General features: G+C 65.7%; 22 protein-coding genes. 11 read left to right on the plus strand and 11 right to left on the minus strand.

The genetic code is table 11. From position 1 onward, the window contains the following. Positions 1–398 precede the first annotated feature (398 nt). Entirely contained in the window at positions 399–1,457 is a 1,059-nt protein-coding gene (locus ACSQ18_RS10240) for a DUF4238 domain-containing protein (protein ID WP_436037187.1), read from the minus strand. Positions 1,458–1,574: 117 nt separating this feature from the next. On the opposite strand from ACSQ18_RS10240, the gene ACSQ18_RS10245 reads away from it, so the two are divergent. Then, positions 1,575–1,772: a hypothetical protein gene (locus ACSQ18_RS10245; protein ID WP_436037189.1), complete on the plus strand. Its 198-nt coding sequence runs from the start codon at positions 1,575–1,577 to the stop codon at positions 1,770–1,772. Positions 1,773–1,908: 136 nt separating this feature from the next. On the opposite strand, the gene ACSQ18_RS10250 is transcribed toward ACSQ18_RS10245, so the two are convergent. After that, the gene (locus ACSQ18_RS10250; protein WP_436037190.1) at positions 1,909–2,703 is read right to left on the minus strand and encodes a hypothetical protein; all 795 of its coding nucleotides are present in this window, start codon (positions 2,701–2,703) and stop codon (positions 1,909–1,911) included. 34 nt (positions 2,704–2,737) lie between these two features. After that, positions 2,738–3,232 (minus strand): HNH endonuclease, encoded by a 495-nt coding sequence (locus ACSQ18_RS10255; RefSeq protein ID WP_436038428.1) that lies wholly within the window; start codon positions 3,230–3,232, stop codon positions 2,738–2,740. Here ACSQ18_RS10255 and ACSQ18_RS10260 point away from each other — a divergent pair. Beyond that, on the plus strand, positions 3,161–3,379 hold the full coding sequence (locus ACSQ18_RS10260; RefSeq protein ID WP_436038468.1) for a hypothetical protein: 219 nt from the start codon (positions 3,161–3,163) through the stop codon (positions 3,377–3,379). The genes ACSQ18_RS10255 and ACSQ18_RS10260 overlap by 72 nt on opposite strands. A 331-nt stretch (positions 3,380–3,710) precedes the next feature. Here ACSQ18_RS10260 and ACSQ18_RS10265 read toward each other — a convergent pair whose 3' ends face one another. Beyond that, positions 3,711–4,151: a hypothetical protein gene (locus ACSQ18_RS10265; RefSeq protein WP_436037191.1), complete on the minus strand. Its 441-nt coding sequence runs from the start codon at positions 4,149–4,151 to the stop codon at positions 3,711–3,713. Next, a complete protein-coding gene (locus tag ACSQ18_RS10270; protein ID WP_436037193.1) occupies positions 4,148–5,323 on the minus strand; it encodes a hypothetical protein in 1,176 nt (391 codons plus the stop codon). Before ACSQ18_RS10270 ends, ACSQ18_RS10265 begins: the two co-directional genes overlap by 4 nt. Positions 5,324–5,639: 316 nt before the next feature. Between ACSQ18_RS10270 and ACSQ18_RS10275 the strand changes: the two genes are divergently transcribed. Then, a complete protein-coding gene (locus tag ACSQ18_RS10275) occupies positions 5,640–6,443 on the plus strand; it encodes a PaaX family transcriptional regulator (protein WP_436037194.1) in 804 nt (267 codons plus the stop codon). Positions 6,444–6,658: 215 nt separating this feature from the next. Then, positions 6,659–7,012: a hypothetical protein gene (locus ACSQ18_RS10280; RefSeq protein ID WP_436037196.1), complete on the plus strand. Its 354-nt coding sequence runs from the start codon at positions 6,659–6,661 to the stop codon at positions 7,010–7,012. 45 nt (positions 7,013–7,057) lie between these two features. Here the strand turns inward: ACSQ18_RS10280 and ACSQ18_RS10285 are convergent, their stop codons facing one another. After that, positions 7,058–8,509, minus strand: a complete 1,452-nt coding sequence (locus ACSQ18_RS10285) for a hypothetical protein (RefSeq protein ID WP_436037198.1) — start codon at positions 8,507–8,509, stop codon at positions 7,058–7,060. Between the two features lie 354 nt (positions 8,510–8,863). Here ACSQ18_RS10285 and ACSQ18_RS10290 point away from each other — a divergent pair, with 354 nt between their 5' ends. From ACSQ18_RS10290 to ACSQ18_RS10305, 4 genes are all read left to right on the plus strand, one after another. Further along, on the plus strand, positions 8,864–9,151 hold the full coding sequence (locus ACSQ18_RS10290) for a hypothetical protein (protein WP_436037199.1): 288 nt from the start codon (positions 8,864–8,866) through the stop codon (positions 9,149–9,151). A 61-nt stretch (positions 9,152–9,212) separates the two neighbouring features. Beyond that, a complete protein-coding gene (locus ACSQ18_RS10295; RefSeq protein ID WP_436037201.1) occupies positions 9,213–10,115 on the plus strand; it encodes a hypothetical protein in 903 nt (300 codons plus the stop codon). Positions 10,116–10,133: 18 nt separating this feature from the next. Next, the gene (locus ACSQ18_RS10300; protein ID WP_436037203.1) at positions 10,134–10,682 is read left to right on the plus strand and encodes a hypothetical protein; all 549 of its coding nucleotides are present in this window, start codon (positions 10,134–10,136) and stop codon (positions 10,680–10,682) included. Positions 10,683–10,701: 19 nt separating this feature from the next. Beyond that, positions 10,702–11,553, plus strand: a complete 852-nt coding sequence (locus tag ACSQ18_RS10305) for a metallophosphoesterase family protein (protein WP_436037205.1) — start codon at positions 10,702–10,704, stop codon at positions 11,551–11,553. 111 nt (positions 11,554–11,664) lie between these two features. Here the strand turns inward: ACSQ18_RS10305 and ACSQ18_RS10310 are convergent, their stop codons facing one another. The 5 genes from ACSQ18_RS10310 to ACSQ18_RS10330 all read right to left on the minus strand — a co-directional run bounded on the left by ACSQ18_RS10310 (position 11,665) and on the right by ACSQ18_RS10330 (position 16,122). Beyond that, positions 11,665–12,906, minus strand: coding sequence for a Dyp-type peroxidase (locus tag ACSQ18_RS10310; RefSeq protein WP_436037206.1), 1,242 nt, complete (start codon positions 12,904–12,906; stop codon positions 11,665–11,667). Beyond that, positions 12,903–13,451, minus strand: coding sequence for a copper chaperone PCu(A)C (locus tag ACSQ18_RS10315; protein WP_436037208.1), 549 nt, complete (start codon positions 13,449–13,451; stop codon positions 12,903–12,905). The genes ACSQ18_RS10310 and ACSQ18_RS10315 overlap by 4 nt, the downstream gene beginning before the upstream one ends. A gap of 38 nt (positions 13,452–13,489) precedes the next feature. Next, the gene (locus tag ACSQ18_RS10320) at positions 13,490–14,068 is read right to left on the minus strand and encodes a copper resistance CopC family protein (RefSeq protein WP_436037210.1); all 579 of its coding nucleotides are present in this window, start codon (positions 14,066–14,068) and stop codon (positions 13,490–13,492) included. Positions 14,069–14,193: 125 nt separating this feature from the next. Further along, positions 14,194–14,796: a hypothetical protein gene (locus ACSQ18_RS10325; protein WP_436037212.1), complete on the minus strand. Its 603-nt coding sequence runs from the start codon at positions 14,794–14,796 to the stop codon at positions 14,194–14,196. A gap of 51 nt (positions 14,797–14,847) precedes the next feature. Further along, positions 14,848–16,122, minus strand: coding sequence for a peptidoglycan DD-metalloendopeptidase family protein (locus ACSQ18_RS10330; protein ID WP_436037214.1), 1,275 nt, complete (start codon positions 16,120–16,122; stop codon positions 14,848–14,850). A gap of 233 nt (positions 16,123–16,355) precedes the next feature. On the opposite strand from ACSQ18_RS10330, the gene ACSQ18_RS10335 reads away from it, so the two are divergent. From ACSQ18_RS10335 to ACSQ18_RS10345, 3 genes are all read left to right on the plus strand, one after another. Further along, positions 16,356–16,802, plus strand: a complete 447-nt coding sequence (locus ACSQ18_RS10335) for a hypothetical protein (protein ID WP_436037216.1) — start codon at positions 16,356–16,358, stop codon at positions 16,800–16,802. A gap of 96 nt (positions 16,803–16,898) precedes the next feature. Next, the gene (locus ACSQ18_RS10340) at positions 16,899–17,054 is read left to right on the plus strand and encodes a hypothetical protein (RefSeq protein ID WP_436037217.1); all 156 of its coding nucleotides are present in this window, start codon (positions 16,899–16,901) and stop codon (positions 17,052–17,054) included. Beyond that, entirely contained in the window at positions 17,054–18,079 is a 1,026-nt protein-coding gene (locus ACSQ18_RS10345; protein WP_436038429.1) for a flavin-containing monooxygenase, read from the plus strand. The genes ACSQ18_RS10340 and ACSQ18_RS10345 overlap by 1 nt, the downstream gene beginning before the upstream one ends. The last annotated feature ends 14 nt before the right edge of the window (positions 18,080–18,093 follow it).

The raw sequence follows: 18,093 nt of genomic DNA on the forward strand, positions 1-18,093 counted from the left end.
CTGGTCGGTGATCCATCAGTGATTGCCACCGGCAGAAGCAAGCCGGCTTCCGGAAAGCCGCTTAGGCACGACGTCGCCGCATCACCGGACGGTTTGTCATGGTGCGAGATTGTCAGAGATCCTCGCCACAACTAGCGCACACTTTCTCGCCCTCCTCATAGATCTGGCCGCAGCAGTATTTAGCCCCCATGTCCAACCTCCTCTCGACCAACATCCCAACTGTCTATCACCGTAGCCGCCCCCACCCATCGAAAGTCTCGTCCTGTTGGCGCAGAATCGCCTCGTCAACGGGTCTAGCTTGAACGCCCAGTATCGCTGTCGCGCCGCTCGAACGACAATCAGCCGGACGTGGCTCACAAGACGGGGAATCGATCTTTACGGGACTGGCGCAGGGGCTATCAGTTGTCGACAGGAGTCTGCCGAGTGTCTCGTCGACCGAACCACGGTTCGCCATCGAACTCGGTGTCCATGAAGCCGCCCACGTCCATGTTGATGAGTGTCGGCTCGTGGAGTTCATCTGGAACAAACTGGCCGTCGTCCGGATGGTGATAGATGTACTCGCGCGCGCTCCCGGCAGTGTGCTCGTTGAACAATCTCTCCATTGCGGTCGTACCCAGTTGGACGTTGTCAGCCTTCCCGCTGACGACCGCAGTCCGGATCGTCTGGATCCTCGGATCGTCAACCTCGAATCTTTCGACCATGATCATGGGGTCGCTCATGAGGAGACCAAGCCTGCGAGTGAGTGGAACTGAGATGCCCCACGCGGTACCGAAGCCCACGCCGGCCCAGAAGTCGTCGTCCCGCGGGTTCCTAATCAGGCTCACCGGAGCATCGCAGGTGATCAGCGAACGCCTCGCGAAGCGAATGAGAGACCAAGGGCGCGTCATCAGATACTTTGCGAGATGCCCGGCGGTATCGATCATGTGGTTGATGTGGTCGACCACATGGATCGTGAGTGGCGGGCCACCCGGTTGAGTTGCCTCGTCCCAGATACGCTGCGCCTGCTCCTCGGTCGGATCAAAGCCGAGATTCCTCTTGATCCACTGTTTGACATTCGCGCGCCCGCCGGCGCCTACTTCGAAGCGCACCATCTTCGCCTGCAGGTGTTCCATCGTCCTCCGGGTATCGGGCCCCCGTACCGCCTGAAGTGCCAGATAGAAGGACAACGACTCTCGGTCCTTCTGTCGAGGAGGGAACTCCCCTCCTTCCATTCGCCGGACGATTTCAATGGCCGCCCCTTCGACGGAGCTCAGGATCCGCTCGAAGCCATCCGGCTCCTCAGCGCCCGGGACCGTGTGGAAATGTGTCTGCGCCGCAACGTTTTTCACCACCGTTGTGAACGGGGCTCGGGAGCGATCAAGGGGCACAGCCGTGATGCGATCTTGCTGAGTCGCGAAGCCGCGCAGGTACCCCTGCGGCACGTAGTGGTGAAGCTTCGCTGCGTTACCGTTCCCCATGCTCGAATGCTGTCAGACTGCACGGACATGCTGGCCAACGCTGACCGCTTCAGGACCACGGCAAGCACGCCCGTTCAGGTGCCGCGCGGCGAGCGGGAACCACCTTAAGCTCGGGACGTGACCAAGACGAAGCAGGAAGAGCTAGCGGCGATGACTGACGACGAGCTCCATGCGCGTAGTCAGAATCTGGACGCACTTTGGAAGAGGTTTGACCGGAGGAGCGACCCCGACGGCACTTACACGGAGCGACAGCGCCTGCTCGAGGAGGAACAGTCGCTGATCGAGCAGATTCTGCGCTCGCGGCGACCGACGTAGGTCACCGTCCCGAGCCGGGCCGAAGAAGAACCGCTTGGTGACCGACCCGGCACCGTTTGGCGCCGCCGGAGCGTACTGCACCGTCTCCGGTTACTAGTTGCATGTGGTGTCCATCGCTGTTCGCAGAGCGTGCGGGTCAACATTCTCCAGCGGCGCCCGCAGTTCGACCGTCGGCTTGGTCCCCCGTGCCGGAGGGGAGGCTGGGGTCGAACGAAGCGGCTTCCATCGTTCTCCCGTTACGAGGGTCTCCCCCATGTAGTTCGATCTTCACGCGCCTCTTGATCTCGCCCAAGTCGTAGTTCCTCGGAAAACTCTCCCAGGTGAGCGGCTCGTAATGAGGGTGGGAGGACCATAGCCCCCAAAGAAGGTCGCCCTCAATCATCTGCACCCTCCCGTCGTTGATTCTGTACAGAGGGAGAAGCTCGTCGTTTACGGCCGTAACGACGAGATTGACCGAACGTGTGAGTTCATTAATCAGCACTCCAGTTACGGCGTCGTCTACGCCGAACTCGGATATCGCCTTCGTGTACTGCTGCTCGCCATCCTTGCCGCCGTACCAGGTCTCCTTGTGCCGACGTCGTATCGAGTGCGTGTCACCGTCAGGTACAAAGGAGCTCGTGATGTGCTTGATCAACACATCGAGCACTGCCCCGTGGGTCTCGAAGGCGGCCGAGAGCTTTGGGTACTGCGACGGCCATTCAATCCCGGCCAGCCAGATTGCGGTTTGGGTCAGGGACAGCAGTTGAATGTTGGTGATGTACGGGTGGACCCAGTTGAGGCGACGGGTGAGTTCTTCCCACTTATCGAGTTCGATGCTGGACTCCCATCGGTCGACTCGTTCTGCAAGCGCAACCTCCAGCTGCTGCCGGTCCCTCGCTGCGCCGCTCATGGCGGCATCCACCCGCGCCTCGTGGACACTCTTCATCCTCACCACTTCCACGGTGGGCCATGCACGACCTTTGTCCTTATCGATTGAAGGCATGGTGCGTGGGGCAGAGCAGGATCAGGTTGTCGTACTCGTTGAGCTGCCCGGAAGGAAAGAGGGGATCGTGACGGGGTCCATTAGCTTTCGAGGACCGAATGTGCGCTTCCTCGCCGATGACGACGTCTCTACGTACAGGTTGGTCGGGATATCCCGAGTCGCTGACTAGGCGCTGCTCGCATGCGGTGAATGCGCAGCGGTTGCCAGCGTTGCCCCACAATCTTTTCCGGACCTCGACACGCAGGTTTACCAAGGTGCCCCTCTCATGGGCCGCGCTCCCGGTTCGGACGGGAAGGCGATACGGCCTCAGCGTATCGGGGCAGCGACACTGCTGGCCTTCGTGCCAGCAACTCGTGGACAGACCCCTACGGGACGCCCGAATGATCCCGCTCGTACGATTGACAGCATGAGCGACTCTCCCACGTTTCTCGCGCTGTTCACCGAAGTTGACGCCAGCGGACATCGCTTTGCCCCGCATGGTCACCAGATTCCGTATGGCCCACAGAAGTCATTCCCGCCTGTCATGCACCGCGACGGCGTCGACTGGTACCTCGACGCACATGCCTCCGGCTTCCCGGGTCAGGCCGTCTATCTCCGGAGGGACTCCGGACGATCCGTCGGCTGAAGTCGCGGGCGTAGTCGCGTGCCTTCGGAAGCGCCGCACGGACAGGCTAGGATGCGACGCGGCCGAAGCGTTGGTCGGCCGACCGCGCCGTAGCGCTGCGGTGAGCGAAGGCAGCGAGAAGACCCAGGCGACGATGTCCCGACCGCGAACGTCGTCGCCTGACACGCCCCTTGCCGTCTTCCTCGGCGAGCAGCAGGTACGTGCGTTCGCTGCACGGTGCTTGAGTGACGATGACGTCAGAGAACGGTCAAATGGTGCGGCCACGCAAGCCCAATGCTGGGGCAGCGGCGAGCGCGAGGACGGTGTTCGCACGACGGGTGGCCGAGGTCGATTACGCGGAACCTCGAGAGAGGACTCCCGCCAGGTCTGCTGAGGACATCCATCGGATGCCAAACTCTTCGGCTTTTCGTCGGACGGCGTCGTCGTCTGTTGCGATGACCCATTCGGGGCGGATCAGCATGTCCGCCACCTTCTGATGTTCGACGATGGCGCTGGCGACGAGGAGAGGGTCGGCACCGCCTTTGTTTCGGTAGAGGTTGACCAGTGTGATGTCGCCGGGTTCGACGGTCGCCATCACCGCCTGAAGGGCCCGTAGTACGTTGCCGGTGGTCGGATAGCGGACTGCTCGGAGTGCGGCGGCTCGGGCGGGGCCGGCTTCATCCATCACCTCATCGGGTACGCGGCAGTGTTCGGTAAAGAACGGGGTCGCGCGTTGTACGGGGGTGAGCTTGCCGAGCACGTTGTTGTCGACGAGGTAGAAGGTTTCGTTCATCGCAGGCCTCGCCGGAACTCCTCGATGTCGCCGGGAGAGAGGTTGTTGAGGCACACCTCGCGGCAGAAGTCGCCGGCGGACAGGCGACCTTCGTCGAGAGCTCGGATCATTCGTCGAGACAGTTCCCGGCCGTTGTACTTGCGAACGGCATTGACTGGTTTGCTCGTGAGCCGTGGTTGCTTCGGAATACTGGCGAACGCGGCACGAAGCTCACCTAGGTGAGCACCTGCGGTCGCGTCGTCGATGAGGTTGAGGCGAAGAGCGCGAACGATGGTCGCGCTCGGAGTGACCTTGAACTCGTCCGCCACTGCTTCGAAGTCTGCGAGCGTTCGGGGCCGGAAGGTCGTGAACTCGCCGGCTGGCATGAGGATCTCGGCGGTAACGTCGTACTCGTACCTACCGGTCGTCGCTGGGGTGGTGCTGTCGTAGTTGACGGGAGCAAAGATGCCACGCGCGACCAGCACGGCGAGCAGGGTTAGCGTGAAGGTGCGCCGCCCGGCGGGAGTGACATGCTCTCCTTCATCTCCGCTTGGGAGGAAGATGTAGGGCACCTTTGCGTCCTTGACGGTCATCCCGCTGAAATGAAGGCCGTGGAGGCGCTGGGGCATGAAAAGGTTCTGGCTCTGTGAGACGAGCACCTGGTTCGCTTCCAGCCGGCGGATCAGCCGATCAACAGCGGTGTCCTTCTTCGGTGCAGCCCGGACCGTCTCGGCGGTGATGCCGAGCAGATCCATGAGGCGTTCCGCATCCGCACTTGCGCTCTTGCCTCGTTTGGAGAGCGAGCCGACGATGGTGTTCTTCGCGAGGGTCGGGTCGTGCTTCTTCAGCAGCTCCTGCTTACGGATGAGGTCTTTGAGGATCAGCTCGATGTCGCTCAGCCTGACCGGATCGCGCGCGTTGAGTGAGAACGAGATCTTCGTCAGCCCGTCGAGGAGCTTGCGCAACTTCAGATCGAGCTGCGCATGGACGACCGCCAACGGTGCGAAGAACAGGGGCAGTGGAATGTTGCCGACGCGGGCGACCTCCACGAGTTCGGTGAACTTGATCTCGCCGTTCTCGAGCGCGTGACGGTAGGCCGCCCGTTCGCTAGCGACCGAGTTGTCGAGAAGCGCGACGAGCACTTCCCGTTCGATCTCGACTCGGTCCCCACCGAGAGTGACGTGAACCTGCATAGCTCCCCCAGAACTGGCTCTCGTTCACTATGTCCCGGTCAGCCTGGGCGATCACCACGACACGCCCTACCCCGCCCCGGCGGGCACTGTTCCTGAAGCAACCGTCAACCGCTCGGACAGCATTGCCGTGCTGTCGGAGGGGACTTCGTCGCTGACCATCAGCGAACGTAGCACCTACGCCGTTCAAGCACGTGCTCCCCCCGACCGGAACCGTTAGAGACTGGTAGGTGCGGAGACTGACCGAGGCGACCGCAACTGCCTCGGTGTCGTTTGACTGACTCGAGTGCCACGCAGCTCGAGAACGGAGCATCACCCTGTGACATCCCGTGTCGCGCCAAGGACCGTCGTCGAGTCGCTCCTCCCCGCATCGGGCTCGATCGCGTTGCCAGACGTGTATCGCGTGAGCGCGATGGCCGGGCTGGAGGAGCAACCGGTCCGGCTCGCGATCCGCCGACTCATCCTGGCAGGCGACCTCAGCCAGCACGGCCGTGGACGCAGCGGATTCCTCGAAGCCACGCCGACGGGGGCGGCGCGTCTGTCTCGCGACCGGGAACGCATCGATCTCGCGTTCGCGCAAGACGCCGGCGACATCAAGTGGGATGGGCGATGGCACCTGCATGCAGCACGAGTCTCGGGGCAATCGCGACCTCTACAAGACCGCATCGTGCGCAACCTGGTCACAATCGGCGGCGCTCCGCTCTCCATGGGGCTGGTCGTCTGCACGCGCGACCTGACCTCGGAGGTTGCCGATGATTTCCGCCCATACCTCGCGAGCGCATCGTCCGATGATCTGAGCGTTCACGGTGTGAGCGAACCGCGGGCACTCGCAGAGCTGCTCTGGCCATCGGAACAGATCCTCGCGCGGTACCCCACCACCGCTGACGTCATCAAGCACGGTGAGGAGAGCTCAACTGCATCCCCGGAGCGGCGAGCGCTCCTCTTAGCGACTTCACTGCTGAAGGCGGTTCGCTTTGACCCGCTTCTGCCATCCACGCTCCTGCCGTCACCCTGGCCACCGACCGAGATGCGCCTGGCCTGGCGCGCCCGCTGGGACGACCTCCGATCGAGGACGACATTCGACATCTACCCGGACTGGCTCCGCGAACGCGCTCGGGCCTGAGCCGAGCGCGGACTGGGCTCGCAGAAGCAGAGAACGACAGTGCCTCGTGTCCAGCGTGGGAGGCTGGGGGCATGGCTTCGAAGCATCCTCCCCGGGACTACGCACCTCAGCCGGCCAGGTTCGGTGAACACGCTGCTCGCCGCCTCTGGAACTCCCTTCCGGAGGACCCGATGGAGCGTGCGCGGAGTCGTGCGGCGCAGGTGCAGGATGCCGCGGTGGGTCAGATTCTTGCCGGGCTGAAGGCGAAGCGGTTCACCCGGAAGCAGTTGAAGGACCGCACCGGGTGGGGCAGCGAGCGCTTGTCCCGCTACATGACGGGTCAGGTGCCGATTCAGCTGGATGATCTGATGTTGTTATTGGATGCGGCGGGGATCCCGTTCGCGTCGGTGGCGTGGGTGTCAACGGAGGAGCAGTTCCGGGAGCGTCAGCGGCTGACGGACATCCTGGGATTCGTCGCGGGGTTGCAGCAGCAGGTGAGCGCGGAGCTGGCGCAGGTTCACCGGGCGAGGGATCAGTCCTTGTCCAGCGCGTCGGCGTCGCCGGTGCGGGGTTTGCCGCCGGCGCGGTGACGGCGAACGGGCCGTCCGGTGGGGCGGCCCGTTCTGGTCGGTGGGTCAGGGAGTTTCGGTTCCTGCGGATCGTTCGCGGGGTGCGGAGCGAGTGGCCGGGCATCGCAGGAGGTGCGTGCGAGGTCGCTCACTTGCCGGTCGGTTGTTGGCGGTCGCCCAGTCCCGGATGGTGTCCGTGTTGGCTCGGAGGATCTCCATCACGCTGAGGATGCCGTTGGCGGCGATGCCTCGCGCCCGTCGCCGTTCGTAAGTGGGCCGCTGGTTCAGTCGGGTGAACGCGGCCTCGATCGCGTTGCGCTCGAGCTTGGCTCGGTGCTCGGCGACCGCTGTTGCCAGCGCTCCCGGAATCGGGGGCACGCGCCAGACACCGTCGATGCGAGGCGAAGGCTGGGAGGCTGCGAGGTGACCAGCACACCGGTGCGCAGGGTGAGGCGATGCCAGCGACGCGTAGCGCGGCGGCACCGGGGGTGCGTACAGGGCACCGGCGACCATTGTGCCGGGCTGAGCCGCCGCGCTGTGGAAGGAGAACTGTCGGGTCCTCGGCGCCCAGGCGGTAGCCGTGTGCACGTCCGGCAGGACGCCACGGTCGGCTCCCGGTCCCGTTGCGTGGAGGTGGACACCGCGAGCCGCGATGTGGGCACGGACGTCAGCGGCCGAGGTATCCGGCAGGGTCGCAGCGCCGCGGACGGTGAGCCCGATGATGAGCTCCGGGACAGCGCGGTGCGACCGCCGGCTCCCGGAGACGAGGACAGCGAGCTCGTCAACGTGCCCGTGCTCGCGGCCCGCGTTGCTGGGGCCGCGGGGAGCTTCGCACGGCTCGGCAGGCGTGGCCGAGGCGGAGTTCCTTGTGTATCGGTGGCCCGGTCGCGTGCGGCGTCGGCGGGGAAGGTCGGTTGCTGCGTGTGTGTGGCTGCGCGAGTCGACGGCGACGCGAACGCCGTCCGGGCTGACGACGGGCAGGAACCCGTCGATGTGTGCGCCAATCAGCCGGTTGGCGACCTGCGCGGCCCGGGCACGCGTGACCGCGCCCTCGTCGCTACGCGTGGGATCCTCGTTCGCGGCGGCGATCACCCCGGCCCGCGGCGCCGTGAACATCGGAGACGGCCCGATAGCGCGGAGGACGCGTCCCACGGCACGCGCCACGGTGGCGTAGTCGCTGACGAAGTCTTCGGGGAGCTGGAGGAACGTGCGCGATGCGGGAGTCAGCCGCTGGAAGAACCCGGCGTGGAGTCCGGCGACGGTCGGGCCGCGTCCTTCCAGTGCGACCGTGATCCAGCCGATGAGGACCGTGCGGTGCGACAGCACCGACCGGCGGCTGCGGCGACCGTCTTCGCGGTCCCACTGGTCGAGGAGGTCGACGACCCCGGAGCGGTCGATGACGCGTGCGGCGCGCTGAACCAGGGCGTGAGCGAGGGGTGCGCGGCGCGGGAGGACCGCGTCGACGCCCTTCTGGGTGGACAGGGACAGGGGGGTGATGGGGCCGTTGTGGCCAGTCATGTTTTCCATGTTTGTCCTGTACGAGGGCAGACTAGAGACCCAACGCAGTATTGAGCCAATGAATCATTGGAATGCCTATGTTGCGCTCATGAGTCAGCAGAACGGGCTTTTGAGTCTGTTTACGTCGCTGAATCGGCGAATCGAGAAGTCACCGCGGCGGGCGGAACCGTGCGGCGAATGTCGATGAGTCGGCGGCTTTGCGAGAGCCGCGCCCGTTACGTTCGCGTGGTGAGTGCACCAGGTGGAGGCGGGGACGGTCAATCCTCGTCGCGGATGCCGAGGATCGTCGGCCCGTGTTACACGACGGCGAGCATTGCACGAACGCTCCATCTCACCACCGACGACGTCCAACGCATGGCGGAGGCCGGGGACCTACTCGCCCTCCCCACCGCCGATGGACACACCGTCTACCCGTCGTTCCAACTCGACCACGGCGTCATCGTCGAGCACCTCGGCGATGTACTCCGCACCCTCCACCCCGGCATCGACGACCCCTGGGCCTGGGCCCTCTGGCTCACGGGGCACCCCTCCTCCCCCACGCCAGGGTTCACTCCTCCATCTCGAGTCGAGCAACTGCGCGCCGGCGAGGGACATGCCGTGCTCCTTGCCGCCGAACACACCGCCCACGCGTGGCGATCATGACCGTCGCGTCCTCTCGCCTCTGCGATCGATCTTCGACAGCGCAGCATGAACGGGGACTCTGATGAACGGGCGCCCCGACGATCGGTTCCGACCCGTCGTCGCGATCGACATCGACGGTGTCCTTCGGCTCGCGGTCCCACCGGAGGGTCCTGGCCCCGAGGGGGCATACCCGGTGGAGATCACGGTCCACCGCGACGCGTACCCGGACGCCTACCATCGTCCGCCGCGGTGGGGACGAGACGGCATTCTGACGACGACCTACTGGTTGTCCGGGACCGGTGCGGACTGGATCCGGTCCCTGCTGGCGCGCGGGGTGGAGGTGGTGTGGGCGACGACGTGGCAGGAGTACGCGAACGTGTACTTCGCCCCCGCGCTCGGCATCCCGGAGTTGGCGGTCGCGACGACGGGCAAGGAGGTCCAAGGGTGGGACTCCTCGGACTGGAAGAGCGTGCGGCTCCGGGAGCGATTCCCGGGACGGCCGATCGTGTGGGTCGATGACAACCCGGTCTCCGCCGACAAGTACGCGATCGACGAGATGCGCGCCCCGCACGATCGCGCGCTCGCATACTTCCAGTTGATCTTGAATGCCCGGGAAGGGATCCGCGCCGACCACATCCAGACGGTCGAAGAGTGGCTCGAGCTGGCATCCACGATCGAGGGTCACCGGGAGCTTCGTCGTCGCCGGCACAGGAATCGGCAGTACTGGAGGCGACTGTGGGATCGGAACCGTCACGGCACCCTCGCGCGCGCGGCCCGTTGGAAGCGCGCCCACAGGTTCATGCAGACGCTCGTCCCGGACGGTCGCCCGCACCTGCACTCGCAGCTCGCTGACTACATGCGCGACCACACCGAACCGGACGCCACCGAGATTCGCTTCCTCATCGAGAACTGGTGGCGCGACGACCCCGGCGACCAGGACGCCGCCGTCGACGCGATCGACCACTGGTTCAAGGACAACCCGTGACCCGTGAGGTGATGTCGAATGCGTGACCCAGACGACAACGACCGGTTTCGTGCAGCGCAGCTCGGTCACGCGTTACGCGTCGCGCGCGTCGTCGCCGACAGGGCCGAGTCGGCTCCGGACGGGACGGAGACGCAGATGCCGGCGGCGCTCCGTCAGCTGTTGAATGCGATCGATGCCGTCGCATCCCGCCCCCACCGCGGCGAGAAGGAAGTCGAGCTGACCGCGGAAGAGAGCGACTTCGTCGTGTCCGCCGGGATCCCCGTCGAGGCGTTCACGGAGTTCGCCCGGCAGCAGGGTGAGGACTGGGTGCTGTGGTCCGCCCTCCGCGACCACGCCGTCCACATCCACCTCGACAGCCTCACGGAACGCTCCGCGTTGCTGATCGTGCCCGAGCTGCACCGCGTCATCGATGCGTTCCCACCCGACTACACCGATCTCGACAAGTTCCGCGCGCTCCGCCGCCCCGACGAACAACTCGACGGACTCACACCCCTCCGCTGGCTGCTCCTCGGCCGGCCCGCCCGAACGGTCGTGAAGATCATCACCGACCTCAACCACCTCCCCTGAGCCGGAAGAGACGATCGCGATGAAGGCACTCGAGACCACCCGCACCATCTCCCTCCCCGACACCCAAGTCGCGGTCTGCGGGGACTGGCACGGCAACCTCGACTGGCTCCGCACCCTGGCGCCGGCGATCACCTCGCTCGCCCCTGACGTCAGAACGGTCCTGCAGCTCGGGGACTGGTGGATGAACACCGACGCCAGCGACCGTATCTTCACCGACGCCGGGATCGAGCGCGCCTACGTCACCCTCGGCAACCACGAACCCTGGGGGGAGATAGCCCCACTCCAGCACGCTCACCAGGGTGAAGCGATCCGCATCTCGGAAGTGACGTGGTTGCTGCCCCGCCCCGCGCGCCTCCGCATCGGCGGCCGCACAATCCTGTCCCTTGGGGGCGCCGCGTCCGTCGACCGGCAATGGCGTACCGAAGGTGTCGACTGGTGGCCCGACGAGAACATCCACGGCGTCCACGTCGAAGTGGCCATCGCGGGCGGTCCCGCAGATGTCATGCTCACCCATGAATCACCCGCCGGAACACCGGTCCGGCAAGTCCGCGAGATCCTCCGCACCAACCCCCTCGGATTCCCGAAAGCAGCCCGTCTGGAGTCCGCCGTCTCCCGCAAGCGGGTCAGCAGAGTCTGGGACGAAGTCAAACCCGACCTGCTCATGCACGGGCACATGCACACCCCGGGCGCCGGAACCACCGATGACGGACGCCGCGTCATCAGCGTGGGATGCGACGGCCAACAAGGGAACCTCGCGTTCCTCGACCTGCAAAGCCTCAAGCTCGAAACGCCGAGCCTTCGCGAGGTCCGCCACGCCGCCGAGTCTCGCGCGAGTGTCACCGAACGGCCCCAAGACGTCATCGAGCAGTAACGACGCAGCCGCCCATGCGCCTGCCCACGGAGGAACTTCGAAGAGAGCACGGTCAGGCACGGCGGCGTCGCGAGTGGCTCCGAGGGCGAGCAAGATCGACGCAAAGTCGAGCTAGGACAGGAGGGTATCGCCGATGTACCCCCCTTCTTGACATCCCGGTGGGATGGCGAAGATGGCGGAGCCGATCGGTGTTGTCCATTGGTTGAGCAAGTCCAGCTCGTCGAGTCTGCGTTGGATCGGAATGAACTGTCGATCGATGTCGGCCTGATAGCTCACAAAGATGAGACCGGAGTTGGACACTTCGCCAGGATCAGGGGCGTCGTCGTAGTTGAACGATCGCCGGAAGATCCGCTCACCCTCCCCTTCGGACCGTGCGCGTCGCATGTGGGAGAACTCCGGAATCACGGGGAATCCGAGAGCGTCTTTCGCGTCGAAGTCCGGTTCGTCCCGCTCGTTCGTGCCGGTGAACGGCGCACCGTTGGTGAGGTTTCGACCGACGGACAGTTCTCGACCCGGGCGATCGAGCTCGTCCCACGTGTCGAGATTCATGTGGATGCGGCGCAGGACCAGTCCCGTTCCACCAGTGAGCCAGCCGTCGGCCACCCAGACGAGTTGGTCGAAGTCCGCTGTGCCTGGCTGGGGGTTGACCGTCTCGTCGACTTGTCCAAAGAGATTTCTCATGGCGGTGCCGTCGGAGGCCGAGCCGAAAGCACGTCGGAATCCCGTCTGGGTCCATCGCACGGTGGCGAACGCACGTGTGTCCTTCAAGAGCATGCGTGCGGCGTGCGCGACACTCATGGGCTCGTCCCCGCTCACCTGGATGAGGAGGTCGCCGTGCGAGAACTCGTCGCGCAGTTTGTCGATCGAGAATGCTGGAAGTGGGCGAAGCCAGTTTGGTGCGTCGCCGTCCGCGCGCCGCACGAACTCTGGTCCGAATCCGAACGTGACGGTGAGTCGCGCGGGGGTTGCGGCGAGCTCCGCCTCGGTGTCGGCGAGTGCGGGCACACCCTGAGTCAGTCGCGACGCGTCGTCGGACAGGAGTCGCATCATCTGCCGGAGACGTGTTCGGTCGACGTCCTCGGCGAGATCGAGGCCGACGAAGAGTCCGTGCGCGGCGGGAGCTGACGCGATGCCGGCTTGATGGGTTCCGTAGAACGGGATCGTCGCCGTGCCATTGAGTTCGCGCGGGACATCGGCCACCGGCGTGGGCTCTGGGCCCCCTGAGGTGGAGATGGCGTAGCCGGCGCCGATGGCCGCGGCGGCGCCGATGCCGGCGACAGCTCCCCCGAGGAGGAACTGTCGCCGGCTCGACGTCGGCGGACCCGGCGTGCGACCGTGATCCGTGTCACTCATTCGTCGCCGTTTCCCGTGTCCATCTCACCGGAGTCGTCTCCGACGTAGTTCTCGTTCGCGCCGGAGTAGTCCTTCACGACCGCGGTGAAGTCGAGCGTGGACCCGTCGGAGAACTCGAGCGTGAAAGGTACTTCCGCGCCCGCCGTGAGCGGCTCCGAGATTTCCATGAGCATCAGGTGATTGCCGGCCGGGGACAGCGGGAAATCGCCTCCCGCCGGGATGGTGAAGCCGCCTTCAATGGGTCGCATCACCATCGTTCCCGTCTCGTCCTCGACGGTCTCATGAAGCTCGGCGACCGGTGCCGCCGTCGTCGTGACCGCGACGACAGTCGCGTCAGTGTCAGCGTCGGGGTTCGTGATGAGCCCGAACCCGGCTGTCATCCCTGAGTCCGCACTCTTGACCCAGGCGTCGGTGACTGTGACGGTGTCCCCCGCCGGCAGTGAAGTTGTCGACGGCGCTGGCGCGGCCCCAGCGCTGCATCCAGAGAGGATCAAGCCGGCGACGCCAACCGCGAGACCGACCATTGTGAGCTTGCGAGCGTTCATGTGATGAGAAGCCTTTCGATTCGTGGAGTTCGTGAGATTCATGAGTGGTGGCCGCTCGCGCGCGTGGCGCCGCGACGACGGGTGTAGACGATGGCGACGTAGATCGACACCGCGAGGACGGCTCCTGCTGCCCCCATGAGAAGCACCTGCCAGAACGCGAGCGGCGCCGCGTCTGTGCTGACGTCGCCAGCGACTTCGGCCGAGGCGTCTGGCGGCGAGCCGGTCGATACCTGCGTGAAGGGTTGGCCGTCGCCGACGGTGAACGGAATGAGTGAGCTGATCGGATGCCCGTCGCCGGACACGACCCGCCAACGCACTTGATAGCCCGCCGCGGGCATGTCCGCGGCGACCGGGACGACCACGGTCGCACCGTCGATGACAGGGTCTCCCTCAGCCCAGTCCTTCCCACTCTCGTCTACGACGACGATGACGGCTCCGACAGTGAGAACTTCGTCGGTGAACACAAGCTCGATCTGGGAAGGAGCCTCGACGAACCTTTCATTCTCAGTTGGGGAGCTCGACAGGAGATCTTCATGGGCGAACGCAGGCGCGGTCTGGGTGGTCAGAAACGCAGCGGCGGTCGCAAGTACAAGCAGTGATTTCGTTCTTCTGTGCACGTGTCACAGACCTTTCGTGCCGTGCGCGAGAACCCCGCGCACACTCGAGTAAGAGCCGCGCGCAGAAATCGCCGCGCGCGCGGGTGAAATCCCCGACGCGGCTCAGATGCGCGACGGGGTGAAGGTCAGAAATCTGCTGCGGGGAACGGCGGACCGCGGCGCGACAGACAAGATGCGTGCCGACTCAGCGGAGCGTGCGACGGACGGCCGACCGCGCACACAGCGCGACGGGGCACACGGACGCTGGGGATCAGCTCGTGGACGAGCCGACGTAGCCATGCGACGACGCGCCCCGCGAGCATCCGCAGCACGGCGGCGAGGCGCTCGCCCGACCAGAGTGCGAGCGTGGTCACGACCGCCGCCACCGCGTGGCCGACCCACATGGTCGGAGCGAGGTGCTCGTGCATCGGCTCCGACACCGACGGCATCAAGGGCGTGCCCGCGTGGTGCGCGACGACCGCCTGTCCGGAGGGGGCAATGGTGCCGAGCACGAAAAGAAAATGAAAGAGGACCTGACTGACCCCGACGCCGATGCCGAGACGGACGACAGACACCCGCCGCCCGGTCAACAGTGTGCACACCATCGTGGCGAGCAAGAACGGCACAGCGATACCGAGCCACCCCGGCATGACTCCGCCACCCGCAAGGTGAGACAGCAGCGCGGTGAACGTCGCCGTGCCCGCCGCGAGAGCGCCGCGCGCTACGCGTGCCGGCCGGGACAGAGTCATGAGCCCATTCTCACCCATGTGCGGCCGCATGGTCGGGCGAGCCGAGCCCCGTCACAGACGCACGCCCCGCGCGCGTAGGAAGGGGGCGGGGTCGATGCGTGTGCCGTTGCGGTAGATCTCGAAGTGGACGTGACACCCGGTCGACGCGCCCGTGTTGCCTGCGTAGGCGACGGTTTCGCCCGCGCGAACGGTGGCGCCCCATCGGACTGCGAAACCCGACGGTTTGATGTGGGCGTAGGCGCTCATGATGCCGCCACCGTGATCGATCTTCAGGTAGTTGCCCCACGCGCCGTTGTACGCCGCGAAGACGACACGGCCGGCCGCAGCCGCAAACATGGGCGCGCTGCAACCGGCGTACATGTCGGTTCCCCTGTGACCGCTGGAGGTGCAGTATCCGTTCGAGCAGATCGTCCCTCGCGCACCGAAATGCCCGCTGACTCCGCCGTAGGTCGGGCGCACCCATCCGGATGGCTGTACCTCGCCGGCGGGCGTCCCACTGTCGCCGCCTCCGGCGCCCTCCTGTTCGCGTCGACGCCGCTCTTCCTCGCGAGCACGTCGTTCGGCCTCCTCACGTTCTCGACGTAAACGGGCTTCGCGGGCCCTGCGGCGTGCTTCGACACCGTCCCGGTACTCGGTGATCGTGGTGGCGGTCACGTCGCGAAGGGCAGCTAGTTGAGACTCGAGGGTGTCGAGTCGCTCGGCCTGCGCCTCGAGCGCTTCCTGGGCTGCGCGGGCTGCCTCCTGGGCACGGAGCATGGTGGCTTCGGCGGCTTGCTGAAGGCGGTCGCGTTCGGCGCGCGCGAGGTCGGCCTGATTCGAGAGGTTCTGCGCGTTGTCTCTCGCGCCCACGGCGTCGGCATAGACGCTTCGATTCGCATCGACGAGTTTCTCCATCGTGCCGAGCTTCGACAGAAGGTCTTCGGCGGCCACCGCGGATCCCGAGAAGAACAGTTCCAACGTCGTGTCCGACCCACCCATCCGGTGCTGCTGCGCGGCGAGCCGGCCCAGCTTGTCCGCCGCGACTGCCGCACGATCCCGCTCCGCATCCGCCTGCTCCCGAAGGGACTCGGCGCGGTCCGAAGCCTCCTCGAACGCCTCCTGCGCCGCGATGTACTCACCGGAGAGCCGTTCAGCCTCAGATTGCTTCGCCGCAACATCGGCAGCGAGACCGTCGATGAGCGATTCGATACGTGAGACCTCGCGTGCCTTGGCTGATTGGCTCGCCTTCGCTCGCTCGACGTCGTCCCACGATGGATACGTCGCCGCCCACGCCGGAGCTGACGCGGCGAGACCCGCGGTGGCAAGTCCGACGATTCCTACTCCCATGGCGCTACGACGTGACAAGAGCCGCCCGGCACCGAGCGATTGGAGTTCACGCTCGGACGGCGCGCAACCGCAATCGTCGGACGACCCGGCAGGGGTGGAACGCACGCGCGGCTCCTCACTTGTGATGATGCCGGTCACAGTAACAAGGAAAAGAGCGACAAAAGTGCACGATCAGTCCCGTCGGCAGTCGCTGTTGGCGGTCCCCAGCGCGGGTGCAGAGTAGGCTACGACTGATGGATTCCCCGATCCGGCCACCGCATCGCGGCAGGGTTGAGTCCATCAAACTGATAATGCGGACCATTCTCAGCGCGGCGCTCGGTCTTCTACTCTTGCTGGGCATCTCGACTACTTTTCACGGCCTAGGCGCCGACGCTGATGTGACCGTGTCTATGGCGTCATTGGACTCGCCGGAAAGCGTGATCGGGGACGAAGAGGTCGGGGCGCACGCAGCGAGCGTGACGTCGTCCATCCTGTCTTCGGATGCCGTCGGTGCGGCACTCTGCCTGCTCGGGGTCCTTTGTGGGCTCGTGATCATCGCGGCGGTTCGACGTGTGCTCCGCACGCGCTCAGTGGAAAGTGTGCTCCGTGTGAGGCGCCATCGCGTCGCGATCGTCGACCCGCCGGTGCAGATGCTCGCGCGGTGCCTGTCCCTCACGGAACTCAACCTCTCTCGGACCTGAGTTCGACACGCCTGCCATCGTGCAGGTCCAAGCCGGCAGTCGCCGGCCCCGTCGTGTCGTCCCCGTCCTTGGAGAACCTGAATGAGAACCCGACTCATGGTGATCGTGCTGATCGCAGCGATCGCCTCACTAGCCCTTGCCATCGCATTCATCATCGTCTTGATCGATGAGGGCCGCCTGACGACAGCTTCCGACGACGACGGGCCGGCCAGGCTCGCGTCCGCCGTCGTGTCGACCGGTGGCGGCTCATGATGCTCGCGCCACCAGGACTCTCTCATCGTCGCGTCATTATCGTCGGTGCGGGTCAGGCGGGACTCGCCGTCGCCGCGGCCCTACGCGCCGAGGGACTTGACCCCCAACGCGACTTCATCGTCATCGACGGCGCGCCCAGCCTCCACCTACGCAGCTGGCGCGATCGACGCGCCACTCTGGAACTACTGAGCGACGCCCGCCACAGTGCGTTCCCGTGGCGTCCGCTACCCGGCGATCAACGACGACGGATTCAGGCCGACGAGATGGCGGACTATCTCTCTGCAGTCGAAGCCGCCCTCGGAGTAGAGACGCGATGGAATGTGCGGGCCACCAGCGTCGAGCATTCCGGCAGCGGCACCACATTGCTCCTCTCGACAACGGCGGGCATCGTCCAGACCCGCAACGTCGTCTGCGCGACGGGAGCGACCTCGCGTCCAGCGAGCCCGTCATGGGCGTCATACCTGGCCGCGCCCGGAATCGTCCTTCACAGCCACGACTACCGGTCGCCCGACCAGATCCCCCGCGGCGACGTCCTGATCGTCGGCGGCGGAAACACTGGCGTGCAACTGGCGCATGAACTGTCTGCGACTCACCGGGTCACCCTCGCGACACGTACACCGCGCGTCACGCGCGCAGACCGAGGGCGCGCGCCCCGTGCGCGCCGTCCAACCCGGTTCGCCCCCCGCGCCGCTCACCGTGAACCTGTCCATGGTCCGAACCTCGCAGCGCTCCGCCGCAGCGGCGTGACCCTGGCGTCCGGCGTCGTCCACGCGGATGGCGCTCGCGTGAGGTTCGCCGACGGTTCGGTGGCGTCGCCGACATCGGTTGTGCTCGCTACTGGATACCACCCCGGTGACGAGTGGCTCGCCGACGCTACGCCACAGCCCCGCCGCGCCACGCTCACCGACATCCCGGGGCTGTTCGTCGCGGGCATGCCGAAGTTCGGTCGCCCCGAGTCCGCGACGATTGCCGGGGTCTGGAACGACGCGACGATCATCGCGCAGCACATCGTGGGACGACCGTGACACTCATACCGCCG

It is taken from the genome of Microbacterium sp. LjRoot45 (assembly GCF_964253325.1).
Lineage (GTDB): Bacteria > Actinomycetota > Actinomycetes > Actinomycetales > Microbacteriaceae > Microbacterium.